Here is a 15,945-nt window from a genome sequence, read left to right on the forward strand (position 1 = left end):
GAGTTCGTTTGGTGTAAGATGGGTGTAGGTCATTTGTACTCACTCCTTATAATTCTTTGGATGGAACTATCTTGAGTGTAGCACAGATGACTTTTTTTATTTGTCTAGCTTAATTTTACTATCGGCGAAAAATAAAATGAATAGAACTAAAGGAGACTTTTAAATCAATGGAAAAAGAAGCTTATATTGAGATGGTTAGAGAAGCGGCAGAGGAATACTTCCGGTCTGGAACCTATTATTGTTCAGAAGCCGTTGTTGATACTATGAATGAAGCCTTGGGAAAACCTTATGATGACAGCGTGGTCGGGTTAGCCTCTGGATTTCCTATTGGGATGGGGAAGGCCCAATGTTTATGCGGTGCCGTTTCTGGGGGACAAATTGCTTTAGGAATGGTTTATGGTCGCAAAAAAGGTGAACCCATGAATCCGGAAATGTTTGAAATTTCTAAAGGACTTCATGATTACATCAAGCGAGAATATCGTTCATGTTGCTGTCGGATTATTACGAAAGAGTGGCGTGGAGATGATTTTAAATCGGATGGGCGCAAGGAACACTGTATTAAAATCACAGGGGATGTGGCGGCTTGGGTGACAGAACAATTGATCGAGTCAGGAAAAATCAATCTGGCAATAGCACCGATGATTGGAAAAATGAGTGAAGAAACCAGAGGGGAATCATGAAAAAATTATTACAAGTCCTGCCGTTACCTGCTGCAGCTGTTGGATTGAGTTTTGTCGGTTTGGCCAATTTATTTAGTGAAATTAAATTGCTGAGTATTATCTGTGTGACAGTAAGTGGATGGATTCTTTTGAGCGTCAGCCTGAAAATCATGTTTGATTTTCACGGCTTTCTAAAGCAGATAAAAGAAGTGCCGTTAGCTGCTATTGCTCCAACACTAAGCATGGGAATGATTCTAATTTCGAAGTTTTTATTGACATGGAGTTATTGGCTAGCTTTCCTAATCTGGTTTTTGGGGATTTTTATTCATGTGAGTTTATTGATTTATTTTACAACGACCTTTGTCAATAAAAAACAATTGTCGCTAGTGTTGCCTTCCTGGTTTATTGTCTATGTAGGCATAGTGGTGGCCAGTATGACGGCTTCAATGTTTGATCAACAGAATCTAGGGGAAATAATTTATTTTTTTGGATTTCTGGCATTTTTGATTTTACTGCCAGTGGTTTTAAAACGTTTGAAAAATTTACCATTACCAGAGCCATTGCGCCCCACATTAGCTATTTTAGCAGCTCCTGTTTCTTTGAATTTAGCAGGCTATATGATGGCTTTTGACGAGAAAATAGTTTGGTTTGTGGTTATTCAGTTGGTTGCAGCCCAAGCGTTATATGTCTTTGTTTTATGTCAATTACCTAAATTACTATGCCTTCCATTTTATCCTAGCTCGGCAGCCTTAACCTTTCCTTTAGTGATTTCAGCGATGGCTTTTAAGCTTTCAACAGGATTTTTAGGAAGTGTTTATCCAAATATGTCTGGATTGTTTTGGTTTATTTTGCGATTGGACCAAGCGATTGCATTAGGGGTTGTGCCAATTGTTTCAATCCGGTATTTGAGATTTATGACAAAGCAGTGGAAAGTTGCAAAAAAATAATATAAACTAAATAGTTTTGACAGCTAAAAAAAACAGCTTCCAATATTTTTGTAGGACTGTTTTTTTCTAGCTGTATTTTTTGACTTAGATTTTCTTTAAAAATTCTGATTTCAATTGCAGCATGCCAATTCCGTCAACTTTGCCATCTACATTATGATCATTGACAGGTTCGTCAAGAATGCGGATGTTTTTAATCTTAGTACCTTTTTTAATGGGACCTGAGCCACCTTTGACTTTTAGGTCTTTGACCACAGTCACAGTGTCGCCAGTTGCTAGAAGATTGCCATTAGCATCTTTAACGATTGTTTCCTCGTTAGTCTCACTAGCAGACTCTGTAAACTCAAAACCGCATTCAGGGCAAATAAATAATGCCTGGTCTTGATAGACGTATGTAGAACCACACTCTGGACAATTTGGAATAGTCATTTTTTCACCTCGTTCATTTTATCAGTTTTTAGCATAGCATATTTGGCGAAAGAATACGAATCGAATCAAAATTCAGCATTGAGAAACGACGGGTAGAAAAAGATTAAACCACCACAAATTTTAGTTTACCTCACTGGTAGGTTGCCAATTGTGGAACACCAAATTGTTGTAAAAAGTCTTTCATTTCAGCGAAGAGAAATTCATAGTCTATTGTTTGATGAGCATCTGACCCTAGGAGGAAAGTTTACCGCCGAGGGAAGGGTAGAGTGAAATCGGATATATGTATAGAGCTCGGTTTTCTGATGATGGCTTTAAACAGTGGAGTCAGACAGGGCTCAGACACTTCTTTGAATTTTTGTAAGAAAGATTTCATCGCTTAACGCTGTAATCAAAATGAGTCAGGATGTTGTGGGTCATTTGTATGATGCCTTATAATCCTTTCATATGAACTTTTTTGAGAGTATCACACATGATTTTTTTAAGTAGTTTAGCTTAATTTTATAAACGGTCATATTGAGAAGAAAAAGAAAATCCCTTAAATTAGTAAAAAAATATTGCGTTCTATTTTTTTTTATGTATAATACAAATAGTAATGATTACGATTTAACGAAATATAGGAGGTTTTTATGAAGTCTAAATTTTTTATTCTTATTAGTGTACTAGGCTTATTTGTTTTTGCTGGATGTTCTTCGGAAAAAGAAAATTCCAAAGAAAATAAAAAGCTTCAAATTGTCACAACTTTTTATCCAATGTATGACTTTTCCAAAAAAGTTGCCGGCAATCAGGGAGATGTGTCTGTTTTGATGAGCGGAGAGGTGGATGCCCACGATTATGAGCCAAGCGCCAAGGACATCGCTAAAATTCAAGAAGCAGATGTGTTTGTCTATAATTCTAAAGAGATGGAGACATGGGTTTCTTCTGTTTTAGAATCGGTGGATACATCAAAAGTAACAGTTATTGAGGCCAGCAGTGGTATTGATTTAATGGATGGGGAAGAGGAAGAAGAACATGAAGAAGAACATGAAGAAGAACATGAAGGTCACAACCATAGTGTGGACCCCCATGTTTGGTTAGATCCGGTATTGGCAGAAAAAGAAGCTGAAACTATTTATCAAGGAATGGTCGAAGCAGACTCAGAAAATAAAGCGGCTTATCAAAAAAATTATAAAAAATTCAGTGATGAACTGCTTAATCTTGATAAAGAATTCAGAGAAGCTTTTGAAGGAGCTCAGAAAAACACGTTTATTACGCAACATGCTGCTTTTGGCTATCTTGCTTCACGTTATCATTTAAACCAAGTGGCAATCACTGGCTTAACTCCTGATGAAGAACCAAGCGCTAAAACGTTGGCTGAACTTGAAGACTATGTAAAAAATCAGGGGATTTCTGTGATTTACATTGAACAGGCCGGCTCAAGTAAACTTGCTGATACAATCGCTGATGCAACGAAGGCGGAAATAGCTACTTTGTCCACTTTAGAAACATTGTCTAATAAGCAGCAAGATGAAGGTGCAGATTATCTTTCTGTGATGAGGGATAATTTAGAAGCTTTGAAAAAATCAATAAAATAAACACAAAGAGGCGATTCTATGAAGAATAAGCCTCTTTTTATACGTTATAAATGAAATTTTCGTTTTTTTTTCATGAAAGAAACGATAAAACGCTTGCAATATGTTATACAATTTGTTAATCTATAAATTGAGAAATGTAAATTACTTTTTCAGAAAATGTATAAATGAAGATAAAAGAAAGAAGGAATGTAAAGATGGAGAAACAAACTATTACCATCTATGATGTTGCCCGTGAAGCAAATGTTTCAATGGCAACTGTTTCACGTGTTGTAAATGGCAATCCAAATGTTAAACCGATTACAAGAAAGAAAGTTTTGGAAGTTATCGACCGCTTAGACTATCGTCCAAACGCTGTGGCAAGAGGTCTTGCAAGTAAGAAAACTACGACAGTCGGAGTGATTATCCCTGATGTGAGTAATATTTATTTTTCTTCACTGGCTCGAGGAATAGACGATGTTGCGACGATGTATAAATATAATATTATTTTGACCAACTCTGATGGAGATTCAGAAAAAGAAGTCAACGTTTTAAATAATTTGCTGGCTAAACAAGTGGATGGGGTCATCTTTATGGGACACCATATCACAGATCAGCTTCGTGCTGAGTTTTCACGTTCTAGAACTCCGATTGTTTTGGCTGGTTCTGTTGACCCAGACAATCAGGTAGGTTCAGTAAATATTGATTACAAAGGGGCAACAAGAGAAGCTGTGGAACTGTTGGCAAACAACGGACATGAGAAGATTGCTTTTGTCAGCGGACCTTTATTAGATCCAATCAATGGAAAAGAAAGATTATCTGGTTATAAAGAAGCGTTGAAAGATAAAGGGCTAAAATATTCAGAAGGTTTAATTTTTGAATCTACCTTTGAGTACAAACAAGGGGTGGACTTGGCAGAGAGAGTCTTAAATAGCGGGGCAACTGCCGCACTAGTGGTCTCTGATGAACTTGCTGTGGGAATTGCAAATGCACTGCAAGATAATGGCCTTAAAATACCAGACGATTTTGAAATCGTTACAAGCAACAATTCTTTGTTGACAGAAATCGTTCGTCCAAGACTGACAAGTATCACACAACCTTTGTATGACATCGGAGCTGTGGCAATGCGTTTGTTGACTAAGCTGATGAACAAGGAAGAAATCGAAGAAAAAGTTGTGATTTTACCTCACGGCATCAATAAAAGAGGTTCAACAAAATAGTGCAGAAGAAAAAACCGCGAATAATTTCGCGGTTTTTTTAATGTAGTCAGAGCGGAGTTCATTTACTCTTCGCCGGCTTCACCTTCTGTATCTTCTTCGTCCTCTGTATCTTCTTCATCTTCTTCGTCAACATCATTTTGATTTCTATTACTGCTTGGTTTCTTCTTATCTTCTTTTTTCTCAACTTTTGTATTTTTATTCCAGTAATTTTGATACTGGGCATCTGTTCCTCCTATCCCAAAACGGAGGGTTGGATCGATTGGACCACTGCCTGGTACAAAATAAGAGTTGACTTCTTTGCCCGGCGTGTAATACTGAATACCGTTGATATAAGCTGGCCCCATTTTGGTACCGGTAATGCTTGATACCTTAGCGATATTAACTGACGGGTCCAACTCAAAACGCTGGGCCGTTTGGAAAATATCAGGACTAATTTGATAAGCAGCGCCGGCAATTGCCGCCCAGACACGCATATTATTTTGCCCGAAACTTTGAGGCATTTGCTTGCCGTAGGATTTCCCAATCCAAGTACTTAAAGTCACACCAGGAGTCGATGCAGTAAACCAAAAGTCTTTATCTTCCTCTGATGTCCCTGTTTTCCCGACCCAATCAGCATTGCCAAGGGCTGCTCCATAATTATATAAACTGGATTTTGCCGTTGTCCCAGTCCCGTTTACCAAAACCTCCCGCATCAAGTCTGCCATGATTGAAGCAGTAGCAGGTTGGAAGACTTGGACAGGGTTAGCCTTGTGTTCGTAAACGACTTCTCCATTAGAGTCTGTGATTTTTGAAATCACATAGCCTTCCAAATAAGCTCCTTTGTTAGCCAGAGTTTGATAGGCATTGATTTGCTGATAGACACTTAAATCAGTTGTTCCCAAAGGTAGAGAAGGATGGGTCACACTGGCAGAAATATCAATATTCATTTTGTTAAAATATTCAGCAGGGTTAGCACTTTCTAAGAGTTTTTCATATAGATTGACCACAGTGATGTTCCCTGAATCCTTAATGGCATTTCTGACAGAGATAAACGATTCGCTAGAGGTACCGCCGTAATTTGATAAATTTGTGTTTTCTGAACCATATTTACGTTTAAAATCAGCCAACTGGGATTCTGACCCGATCAAACCTTTATCGATTGCCGGAGCATAGGCAACAATAGGTTTCATGGTAGAACCCGGGGAACGTTTTGTTTGAAATGCATGATTATTTTGGTTAGTAGCGTAATCACGTCCGCCTACAAAACCTAGAATTCTTCCGGTCTGATTTTCCATCAAAATACTGCCGATCTGTATAGGATCCCCTGACCAGTCCTCCAGCCAGCCAGCATTGTTCATGACGGCATTGTTCATGGCTTGATAAATGTTCTTGTCGATAGTTGTCTCAACGGTATACCCGTTTCTGCGTAAATCTCGTTCTGCCATCTGATAATATTTTTCGTATAAAATATCCTGAGAAAAAACTTTCTCTTTTTCCAGCTGATCTTTTTGATAATGCTTCGCCATCAAAGCTTCAATCGCCTGTGTTTCAACATAATAATAAAGATATCCGTTATCGGGCTGATTGATTTCCTCTCTTGGAAGAAAATCTGCTTTCAAATCATAATTTTTAGCTTCTTCGTAGGTCTTTTCATCGATGTATTTTTCACGATACATATTACTTAGTACGGCATCTTTACGTGTCAGTCCATCCGACAAATCTTCTTTTAATTCACCAGTGTTTGTGTAAGGAGAATAGATGATTGGACTTTGGGGAAGTCCAGCGATAAACGCCGCTTGCGGCAAATTAACTTCATTGGAAGGTTTGCCGAAAATCCCCCGGGCAGCTTCCTCCACGCCGGCAATGTTTTGTCCTTTATTATTTCGGCCAAAAGGAGAAACATTTAGATAGGCAGTCAAGATTTCTTCTTTAGTTTGAAACTTTTCTACTCTAAGCGCCAGCAAGACTTCATTTGCTTTTCGGTGAAAACTTACTTCATCTGTCAAAAGCTGTTGTTTCACTAACTGTTGGGTAATCGTCGAACCACCCGATTTCCCCCCAAAACCAGTGATATCTGAAACCATGGCTCTAATCAGCGCTTTTGGCACGATGCCTTCATGCTTGTTGAAATATTCATCTTCTGTTGCAATTAATGCTTGCTTAATCAGAGGAGAAACATTTTCCTTGCTGACACGTGTTCTAATCAAATCAGAGCGCAATTCAGCGATTTGTTCACCGTTTGAATAATTAACATGGGAAACTAATTCGATATCATTGATTGCTCTGACTATTTCATCTCCTGAAGGAATCTCGGTGCTTTCCACAAGATTAGCAAAATACCCCAGCACTACACCTAGGGCAAGCGAACCCCCGAGAAAGAATATGGCTAGGAAAAAGTAAATCGTCGATTTTAGAACTTCCATGGAAATGATGGAGGAGAAAATCAATGTTTTTTTGCTTATTTTCTTTTTAGCTGATTTTTTCTTTTTTTGATTACTATTTTTATTTGTTTTTTCCGAAGTATTCAGATTTCTCACCTCATTTTCATCTTCTACGCGGTTTATTATATCAAAAAACAGGGGGACTGCCTAGGGGAGCGATCAAATAGCCGAGTGACAGAGGCTATTTTAAGCTCAGTGAGGCGATTAAAGGAATGTAAGCGCAAAAAAATAGCAATGCAGGGATAAAATAATATTTTTCAATTAGTTTTCAAAATAAAATCATACCTTTTTGGTTTTATCTACGAAAAAAGGCAAGAATATGATAGAGTAGAAGGACGATTATCAAAGAATAGTCTATGAATCAACGAAAACATGATAGAAAGAAAGTAGGTTTTCATTTGTTTACAGTAGTGTTTGATGTAGATGACACATTGTATGATCAGTTTATTCCTTTTGAACAGGCTTATGACCAAGTGTTTGGTGATAAATATGGGATACCTGTCAAAGAGCTGTATTATTATCGCCAAGAATATAGTCACCAAGTGTTTTATCAGAGTCAGCGTGGTGAGATGAGTATGGAGGATATGTATATCTATCGCATGGGCAAAGCTTTTCAAGTCTTTGATGTCCAAATAAAACCGCAGAAATTATTGGAGTTCCAGAAAGCCTATGAATACTTTCAGGATAATATTTCAATTGACCCTGAAGTCGTAAAAGTTTTGGATTATCTATCTGCCCGCGATGTTCAGATGGCGGTACTGACTAACGGTCCCGAGAAGCATCAAATGAAAAAAATTCAACGGTTGAATCTTGAAAAGTGGATTACTCCTGATTATTTTTTTATTTCCGGGGCGCTTGACTTGGCAAAACCTCAGCTGGAAATTTTTCAACTTGTTGAGGAACGTGTGCAAGCTAAGGGAGAAAGATTTTTGATGATTGGAGATTCTTATAAAAACGATGTGGTTGGGGCGAAACAAGCTGACTGGGAAGTTATTTTTTTAAATAAATATAGAGAAGCCTTAGTGGGGGACATAAAGCCTGATATTGAAATTTATGAAACTGCAGAACTTTTAGAAACCATAGAAAGTTATAAATAATTATTGTCAAAAAAGAAATGACTTTGTTAGCCGAAGACCTTTATTTTCATTTCTGAATAGGCTAAGATAGACAAGTAGAGAATTTTTAGGAGGAGAAAATATGCAAACAGATTTTTTACAAGAATTGAAAGATCGTGGGTTGATTTATCAAGTAACAGATGAATCAGCTTTAGAAAAAAAATTAAATGAAGAGTCTGTGAAATTATATATCGGGTTTGATCCAACGGCTGATAGTTTACATATTGGTCATTTGCTGCCTATATTAACTTTACGTCGCTTTCAAAAAGCTGGTCACGTGCCCATAGCTTTGGTGGGCGGAGGCACAGGTCTGATTGGAGACCCGTCTTTTAAAGATGCTGAAAGAAGTTTGAACTCCAACGAAACGGTAGCTTCTTGGTCTGATAGTTTGAGACGCCAGCTGGAAAGATTTATCGACTTTTACAACGATGAAAATCCGGCAATCATTGCGAATAATCATGATTGGTTAGGAAGTATTTTGCTGATTGATTTTTTACGGGATGTGGGTAAGAATTTTACAGTCAACTATATGATGAGCAAAGAAAGTGTTAAACGCCGTATAGAAACAGGGATTTCTTATACTGAGTTTGCCTACCAGCTGCTGCAAGCCTACGATTTTTTACAGTTATATGACCGTGAAGGCTGTCTGCTTCAATTGGGCGGCAGTGACCAATGGGGGAATATCACTTCTGGAATAGAGCTGTTGCGTCGTGAGCGTGAAATCCAAGGGTATGGTATGACGATGCCCCTGATTAAAAAAGCAGATGGCACGAAATTTGGTAAAACTGAAGGAAACGCTGTTTGGCTAGATGCAGAGAAAACGACCCCTTACGAGTATTATCAATTTTGGTTCAATACAGACGACCGTGACGCCGTCCAGTTCTTAAAGTATTTTACGTTTTTAGCCCTTGATGAGATTGCAGAGATCGAAAAAGAATTTAATGAGTCTCCTCATGAGCGCTTGGCACAGAAAGTATTGGCAAAAGAAGTGACAATTTTGACTCACGGTGAAGAGGCTTTTGAACAGGCAGTGAAAATTTCAGAGGCATTGTTCAGCGGGGACATAAAATCTTTGAATGCCAAGGAAATCGCCCAAGGCTTTAAAGATGTGCCAAGTTATGAGGTTCAAGCATCAGATGACAATCATTTAGTCGAATTATTGGTGACGTCTGGTTTGGTTCAGTCAAAGCGTCAGGCACGGGAAGATATCACTAACGGCGCAATATATATTAATGGTGAACGTCAGCAAGATGTGAACTATGAATTAGTAGAAACTGATAAAATCGAGGGGCAGTTTACTGTTCTTAGACGGGGCAAGAAAAATTATTTCTTGTTAAAATTTTAATCAACATTAAAAACTTAACCTTTGATGGCTGCCTCTAGTAAGAGAAGACTTCATAGCTTAAGTTTTTTTATGTAGAAAGTTAAGATTTTTCATAAGAAGTCTGGCCGGAAAGAAGCATTTAACTTTTTGAATTAGTCAACGCTTAGGTGAATTTTGGTTTTGGGCGGATTTTGAATTGAATTCCTTTTGTGGAGAAATACTTAAAATGTCTAAATAAGCCTGCCATGACAACACTAACTATAGGGTCATGACAGGCTATATTTAAATGACATAAATTACTGATATTTATAGAGAATTAACTTTCGGCTGGAGCCAAGCGGCACCCAGGATTTCTTCTCCAATTGTGACGATGTCCTGCGCCGCCATTTTCATTTTGATTATCGCAATAGGCTCTATAGGGACAGTCTTCTCTTCTAACAGCGTCATCACATTGCTGGTCACGTTGTCTGATTCTTTGTTGGGGTTGTACTGCATCAGCAGCTGGTTGTTGTGTATCATCAGCTGGGGCAACTTCTTGAGGTTGAGAGACCTGTTGTTGCGTCTGATTTGCTTGTCTTGCAAGACATGTTTCGTTGTTTAAGCAGTTTACTCCAGCATTTGCTCGGTGATGTCCACCACCATGTCCTCTGGCAGATACCGTAAGAGGTGCAGCAAATATAATCAGGGATGTAAACACAAATAATAGAATTGCTTTTCCACGTGTCATTAAAATCACCTCTTTCCTTCTTTCGTTGTCTTTATCATAGCATTCACTTGTGTAGAAATTATGTACGTTTTACATATTTTTGAATATTATGAAAAAGATAATCACAGCTCCTAAAAAAATGGAATCAAGTTTATACTCGTCAAATAAAAAAAACAGGCACTATGATTGTTTCTCTTTTTAAAAAAGCTTACAATAGAAGAGTATGATAATTATAGGAGGATGGAAATGATTATAGGTTCTCATGTCAGTATGAGTGGAAAAAAGATGTTGCTAGGTGCGGCAGAAGAAGCAGCCGGATACAATGCCAGCACATTTATGATTTATACAGGTGCACCGCAAAATACGCGTCGTAAAGCGGTGGAAGAGATGAATATCGAAGCAGGACAGATTTTTATGGCAGAGCATCAGTTGAGTCATATGGTCGTTCATGCACCGTATATCATCAACCTGGGAAATACGATCAAGCCGGAAAACTTTCCTTTTGCCATTCAATTTTTGAAAGATGAAATTATGCGCTCAGAAGCTTTAGGCGGAAAACAAATCACGATGCATCCCGGGGCTCACGTGGGTGCAGGAGCAGATGCGGGGATTGCCCAAATCGTCAAAGGTCTAAATGAAGTCCTGACACGGGAACAAGTACCGCAGATTGCATTGGAAACGATGGCTGGAAAAGGTACAGAAATTGGTCGGACATTTGATGAGTTGGCAAAAATCATTGATGGTGTGACGTTTAATGAAAAACTTTCAGTTACCCTAGACACTTGCCATATTCATGACGCCGGGTATGATGTGACGGATTTTGATGCCGTGTTGACAGAGTTTGATAAAATTATCGGATTGGACCGCTTAAAAGTCGTTCATGTGAATGATTCGAAAAATCCTCGGGGAGCCCATAAGGACCGCCATGCCAATATCGGTTTTGGTGAGATTGGGTTTGAAGCACTCAACCGAATCGTACATCATGAAGCGTTGACTGAACTTCCGAAGATTCTTGAAACACCTTATGTAGGTCCTGACAAGAAAAGTGCCAAAGCACCTTATGGATTTGAAATTGCCATGTTTAGAGAGCAAACATTTAATCCTAACGTATTGGAAGAGATTCAAAAAGCGTGATTAGTCGGATATTTAAAAAGAGATTCAAAAATTTTTCTTTTCAAATGAAGACAAGTCTAGTACAATCTTCTATTGAAGGTATAATTATTTAAGATGAAAGGAGCGATTTAAGATGAGTATAGGATGGGTAGTTTTAATAGCAATTGCTGCACTTCTTTTAGGTGGGGTGGGCGGCTTCTTCATCGCAAGAAAATATATGGAAGATTACTTACAAAAAAATCCTCCCGTTAATGAGGATGTATTACGTATGATGATGATGCAAATGGGACAAAAACCTTCTGAGAAAAAGATTCGTCAAATGATGCAGAATATGAAAAATCAGAATCAGAAGAAGTAGTTCTATTAGATTGATACTTCGTATGTTATGGACGGGCGCTTTTTTAGGTGCCTGTTTTTTGTTTCCCGGAATAAAAAAGGGGGTATTTTTGCAGCGGTTCCTTGAAATTTAATGTCTTGACTGACTAAAAATGACAGACCGCAGTACTATTGTTTAGAGGATGGGTTTCACAGTTAGGAGTGAGAGAATGCAGGTTTTTCGTAAGATCGGCTGGTTTTTTAAAGAAGAAAAAAAATCATATATTTATGGGGTCATTTCCCTTATTTTAGTGGCAGCTTTACAGATTATGACACCAAGGATTATCGGATTGGTGGTAAACGAGATTAATAGGCACAGCTTAACGATTGAAAAGCTGTTTTTTTATATCAGTGTGGTAGCTTTTGGGGGAGTGGGGCAATACTTGCTTCGTTACGTTTGGCGAACTAATATTTGGGGGAGTGCCGCCCGTTTGGAAAAGAAACTGCGCAGGCAATTATTTCATCATTTTACTTCCATGGACCAAGTTTTTTTCCAAAAATATCGTACAGGTGATTTGATGGCCCATGCGACCAATGATTTAAATGCCATTCAAAATGTTGCCGGCGGGGGAGTTTTAACCCTTGTTGATTCATTGGTTAATGGCGGGATGACGATTATTGCCATGTGTGTGTTTATCGATTGGCGTTTGACCTTGTTGGTACTGATTCCTTTGCCTTTACTTGGCTTAGTTTCTCGTAAATTAGGAAGCGCTATGCATACGGCTTTTAGAGACTCTCAAGAAGCCTTTTCCAACATCAATGATAAAACACAGGAGAGCATTACGGGGGTCAAAGTTATTAAAACTTTTGGTCAGGAAAAAGAAGATATTCAGGACTTTTCTGAAAAAATCGATGATGCAGTCGTGAAATGGCATCGTGTTAATTTGATTGATTCCTTATTTGATCCATTGATCACGATCATTATTGGCTTATCTTATGTTTTAACACTGGCGATTGGCGGTTATTTTGTTTCACAAAATTATATAGAAGTTGGGGACATGGTTTCCATGTTTGCCTATATTTCTATGTTGGTTTGGCCGATGTTTGCCATTGGGCGTTTATTTAATATCTTGGAACGAGGAAGTGCCAGCTATGACCGGGTTCAAGATTTGTTGGCGGAAAGGTCCAATATTCAGGAAAATCCCCATGCGATTCAAGAAGATGCTCAAGGCGCAATTGATTTTAAAATCAGTCATTTTCGTTATTATGATGATACACATGACAGCTTAAAAGACATCAGTTTTCATATTGCTTCCGGTGATACATTAGGGATTGTGGGGAAAACTGGTTCAGGAAAAACGACAATCTTAAAACTTTTGATGCGTGAGTATGACGATTATCAAGGAGAGATCAAGTTTGGTAAGTATCATTTGCAAGACTACTCTCTGGATGCTTTGTTAAATTCTATCGGCTATGTGCCTCAGGATAATTTTTTGTTTTCCATGACGGTTCGGGACAATATTCGTTTTGCTAAACCTGAAGCCACTGATGAAGAAGTGGAAGAAGTTGCCAGATTGACAGCTATTCATGAAGATATTTTAGGGTTTGCTAATGGTTATGAGACTATGGTCGGCGAACGTGGGGTCTCTTTATCTGGCGGACAGAAACAGCGAATCTCCATTGCTCGAGCATTGATTTTGAATCCGGAGCTTTTGATTTTAGATGATGCTCTTTCGGCAGTGGATGCCAAAACAGAGGAAATTATTTTAGCGAATCTCAAAGAGATGCGCAAAGATAAAACGACAATCATTGCTGCACACCGCTTGAGCAGTGTCCTCCATGCAGAAGAAATCATTGTGATCGGTGATGGGGAGATTATTGAGCGAGGCACCCATCAGCAGTTGGAAGACGTTGGCGGATGGTATGCACAAATGTACCAGCGTCAGCAACTGGAATCAAAAATCGAGAGGGGGAACCGCTAATGGAAGACCAGTATCAATCAGAATGGACTCGTTCGATGAGTGGGAAAGAGCAAGTACGGGTTGTAAAACGAATGTTGACTTTTACTAAACCTTTTTTGCGCTTGTTTGTTCCTTCCATCATACTTGCGCTAGTTCTCTCGGCCATCAATATGGTTTTACCGAGAATTATCCAAATTTTTATTGATAATTACTTGAATACAGGAAACACAGTTTTTTCGATTTTCATCTATTTTGCCTTGCTTTATTTTGGTGTGGTTTGTTTGAAAGCCATTATTTGGTTTTTCCAATATTTCCTCTACTTGGAAGCTGCGGTGAAAACCTCTCAGCATATTCGTTTGTCTTTATATAAAAAAGTCCAACAGCTGGGCATGCGTTATTTTGACAAAACACCGGCAGGGTCGATTGTTTCCCGGGTGACCAACGATACGGAAACTTTGATCGAATTTTGGTTTGTATTTTTGAGCGTATTGACGGGAGTTTCAGGAGTCATTGCTGGTTTTATTGCCATGTGGCTGATCAATCCGACACTTACCATGTATGTGATGCTGTTCTTACCTATCCTGCTGGTGATTGTATGGTATTATCAAAAATTCAGTTCACGCGTGTACCGCCGTATGCGGGAAAAACTCAGTCAGTTGAACACCAAATTAAACGAGTCTATTTCTGGGATGAGTATCGTTCAGCAGTTTCGTCAGGAAAAACGTTTAGAACAAGAATTTGAAGAAATCAATGATGACTATTTACAGACAAAATATGCGATGATCAAAACTAACTCTTTACTTTTGGCGCCGGTCATCAATTTATTAGTTGCTTTAAATACAGCTTTAGTTCTTTACTTTTTCGGAAAACTTTCTTTGGATACCATGATAAATGTAGGGATTATTTATGCTTTTATCACCTATGTGCAGACTTTTTTTCAACCGATGATCAACATGATGGATTTTTTAAGTGTGTTCCAAGATGGTCTTGTAGCGAGCAGTCGGATTTTAAAAATCATGGACCATCAGGAGGTCGCTCCCCAGCAATACACAGATGCTGCGGAAGAAATTATTGAAGGGAAAATTGAGTTTAGAAATGTCAGTTTTGCTTATGACGATGACCACTATGTTCTTAGAAATATCAGTTTTGTAGCCAATCCGGGTGAAACCATTGCTTTGGTAGGACATACCGGAAGCGGTAAAAGTTCCATCATTAATGTGATGATGCGCTTCTACGAATTTTATGAAGGGGAGATCCTCATTGATGATAAAGATATCCGGGCCTATCCTATGGAGGAATTGAGACGTAAGATGGGGCTTGTTCTGCAAGATGCATTTATGTTTTATGGTGATATTAAAAGTAATATTCGTCTGCTTGACGAGTCGATTACAGATGAACAAATTCGTCAGGCAGCTGAGTTTGTTCAAGCTGATAAATTTATTAATACATTGCCGGATAAATACGATGCTAAAGTGATTGAACGGGGTGCGAGCTATTCTAGCGGGCAGCGTCAGCTGATTTCTTTTGCACGAACAATTGTGACTGACCCGAAGATTTTAGTTTTGGATGAGGCCACAGCAAATATTGACACAGAAACAGAAAGTTTGATTCAGGAAGGGTTGGCTCGTATGAGAAAAGGGCGGACAACTTTAGCCATTGCACACAGACTGTCAACGATTCGGGATGCCAATTTGATTTTAGTGTTGGATAAAGGAGAAATTGTTGAACGGGGCAGCCACGATGAGTTGATTGAATCAGGCGGGCTGTATTACGATATGTATAGATTACAGCAGAATCAGGAATGAAGTTGAAATTCAGTAAAGCGTCTTGAAAAGCATTTTTTCAAGACGCTTTTTATAGTTGAGCTAATTTCATAATTATTAGTCTTTGCTATATCAACATTTTAAACATATTCATTTGTCAAATTAAGTTAGAAATCATTATTTTGTTAGTTTTTTAGTATTCTCTTCTCCCGCTCAATTTCTAATTTCAGGAATTTAGTGGGAGGTTTTAAAAGTGTCGCTGGTAGCAGTTATATTTTGGAGAGTCAACAATCATAAGATTTTTTTTGCTTTTCTTTGCTGCTGCCCTCATAATAAGAGGAGTAAAAACAGAAGAATAAAAGAGGTGGAATCATGAAACACGGACGTCAACAATCTAAAAAATCAATTACTCACGGTCAAGAGATTGTC

13 protein-coding genes are annotated in these 15,945 nt (G+C 38.4%); 10 read left to right on the forward strand and 3 right to left on the reverse strand.

What is annotated here, in order from left to right; genetic code table 11:
* The first annotated feature begins 167 nt into the window (after positions 1-167).
* Positions 168-680, forward strand: coding sequence for a C-GCAxxG-C-C family protein (locus tag CBF29_RS13080; protein WP_126810151.1), 513 nt, complete (start codon positions 168-170; stop codon positions 678-680).
* A complete protein-coding gene (locus CBF29_RS13085; protein ID WP_126810152.1) occupies positions 677-1,606 on the forward strand; it encodes a TDT family transporter in 930 nt (309 codons plus the stop codon). Before CBF29_RS13080 ends, CBF29_RS13085 begins: the two co-directional genes overlap by 4 nt.
* 84 nt (positions 1,607-1,690) lie before the next feature.
* On the opposite strand, the gene CBF29_RS13090 is transcribed toward CBF29_RS13085, so the two are convergent.
* Positions 1,691-2,032 (reverse strand): zinc ribbon domain-containing protein YjdM, encoded by a 342-nt coding sequence (locus CBF29_RS13090; protein ID WP_126810153.1) that lies wholly within the window; start codon positions 2,030-2,032, stop codon positions 1,691-1,693.
* 626 nt (positions 2,033-2,658) lie between these two features.
* Between CBF29_RS13090 and CBF29_RS13095 the strand changes: the two genes are divergently transcribed.
* Positions 2,659-3,603, forward strand: coding sequence for a metal ABC transporter substrate-binding protein (locus CBF29_RS13095; RefSeq protein ID WP_126810154.1), 945 nt, complete (start codon positions 2,659-2,661; stop codon positions 3,601-3,603).
* A 194-nt stretch (positions 3,604-3,797) separates the two neighbouring features.
* Positions 3,798-4,799 carry a catabolite control protein A gene (ccpA, locus tag CBF29_RS13100; protein WP_126810155.1) on the forward strand — a complete coding sequence of 334 codons (1,002 nt, stop codon included), beginning with the start codon at positions 3,798-3,800 and terminating at the stop codon, positions 4,797-4,799.
* 62 nt (positions 4,800-4,861) lie between these two features.
* On the opposite strand, the gene CBF29_RS13105 is transcribed toward ccpA, so the two are convergent.
* The gene (locus CBF29_RS13105) at positions 4,862-7,315 is read right to left on the reverse strand and encodes a transglycosylase domain-containing protein (protein ID WP_126810156.1); all 2,454 of its coding nucleotides are present in this window, start codon (positions 7,313-7,315) and stop codon (positions 4,862-4,864) included.
* Between the two features lie 260 nt (positions 7,316-7,575).
* On the opposite strand from CBF29_RS13105, the gene CBF29_RS13110 reads away from it, so the two are divergent.
* Together CBF29_RS13110 and tyrS are read left to right on the forward strand one after the other, a co-directional pair.
* Positions 7,576-8,316 (forward strand): HAD family hydrolase, encoded by a 741-nt coding sequence (locus CBF29_RS13110; RefSeq protein WP_126810157.1) that lies wholly within the window; start codon positions 7,576-7,578, stop codon positions 8,314-8,316.
* A gap of 100 nt (positions 8,317-8,416) precedes the next feature.
* A complete protein-coding gene (gene tyrS, locus CBF29_RS13115) occupies positions 8,417-9,679 on the forward strand; it encodes a tyrosine--tRNA ligase (RefSeq protein WP_126810158.1) in 1,263 nt (420 codons plus the stop codon).
* 295 nt (positions 9,680-9,974) lie between these two features.
* On the opposite strand, the gene CBF29_RS13120 is transcribed toward tyrS, so the two are convergent.
* Positions 9,975-10,385 (reverse strand): hypothetical protein, encoded by a 411-nt coding sequence (locus tag CBF29_RS13120; protein WP_126810159.1) that lies wholly within the window; start codon positions 10,383-10,385, stop codon positions 9,975-9,977.
* Between the two features lie 225 nt (positions 10,386-10,610).
* On the opposite strand from CBF29_RS13120, the gene CBF29_RS13125 reads away from it, so the two are divergent.
* The 4 genes from CBF29_RS13125 (at position 10,611) to CBF29_RS13140 (ending at position 15,558) form a co-directional block, all read left to right on the forward strand.
* Complete coding sequence (locus CBF29_RS13125; protein ID WP_126810160.1) at positions 10,611-11,498, forward strand: deoxyribonuclease IV; 888 nt, start codon at positions 10,611-10,613, stop codon at positions 11,496-11,498.
* A 112-nt stretch (positions 11,499-11,610) separates the two neighbouring features.
* Positions 11,611-11,835, forward strand: coding sequence for a YneF family protein (locus CBF29_RS13130; protein ID WP_126810161.1), 225 nt, complete (start codon positions 11,611-11,613; stop codon positions 11,833-11,835).
* Between the two features lie 187 nt (positions 11,836-12,022).
* Complete coding sequence (locus CBF29_RS13135; protein ID WP_126810162.1) at positions 12,023-13,774, forward strand: ABC transporter ATP-binding protein; 1,752 nt, start codon at positions 12,023-12,025, stop codon at positions 13,772-13,774.
* Complete coding sequence (locus tag CBF29_RS13140) at positions 13,774-15,558, forward strand: ABC transporter ATP-binding protein (RefSeq protein WP_126810163.1); 1,785 nt, start codon at positions 13,774-13,776, stop codon at positions 15,556-15,558. Before CBF29_RS13135 ends, CBF29_RS13140 begins: the two co-directional genes overlap by 1 nt.
* The last annotated feature ends 387 nt before the right edge of the window (positions 15,559-15,945 follow it).

The sequence above is a fragment of the Vagococcus elongatus genome, assembly GCF_003987645.1.
GTDB lineage: Bacteria > Bacillota > Bacilli > Lactobacillales > Vagococcaceae > Vagococcus_A > Vagococcus_A elongatus.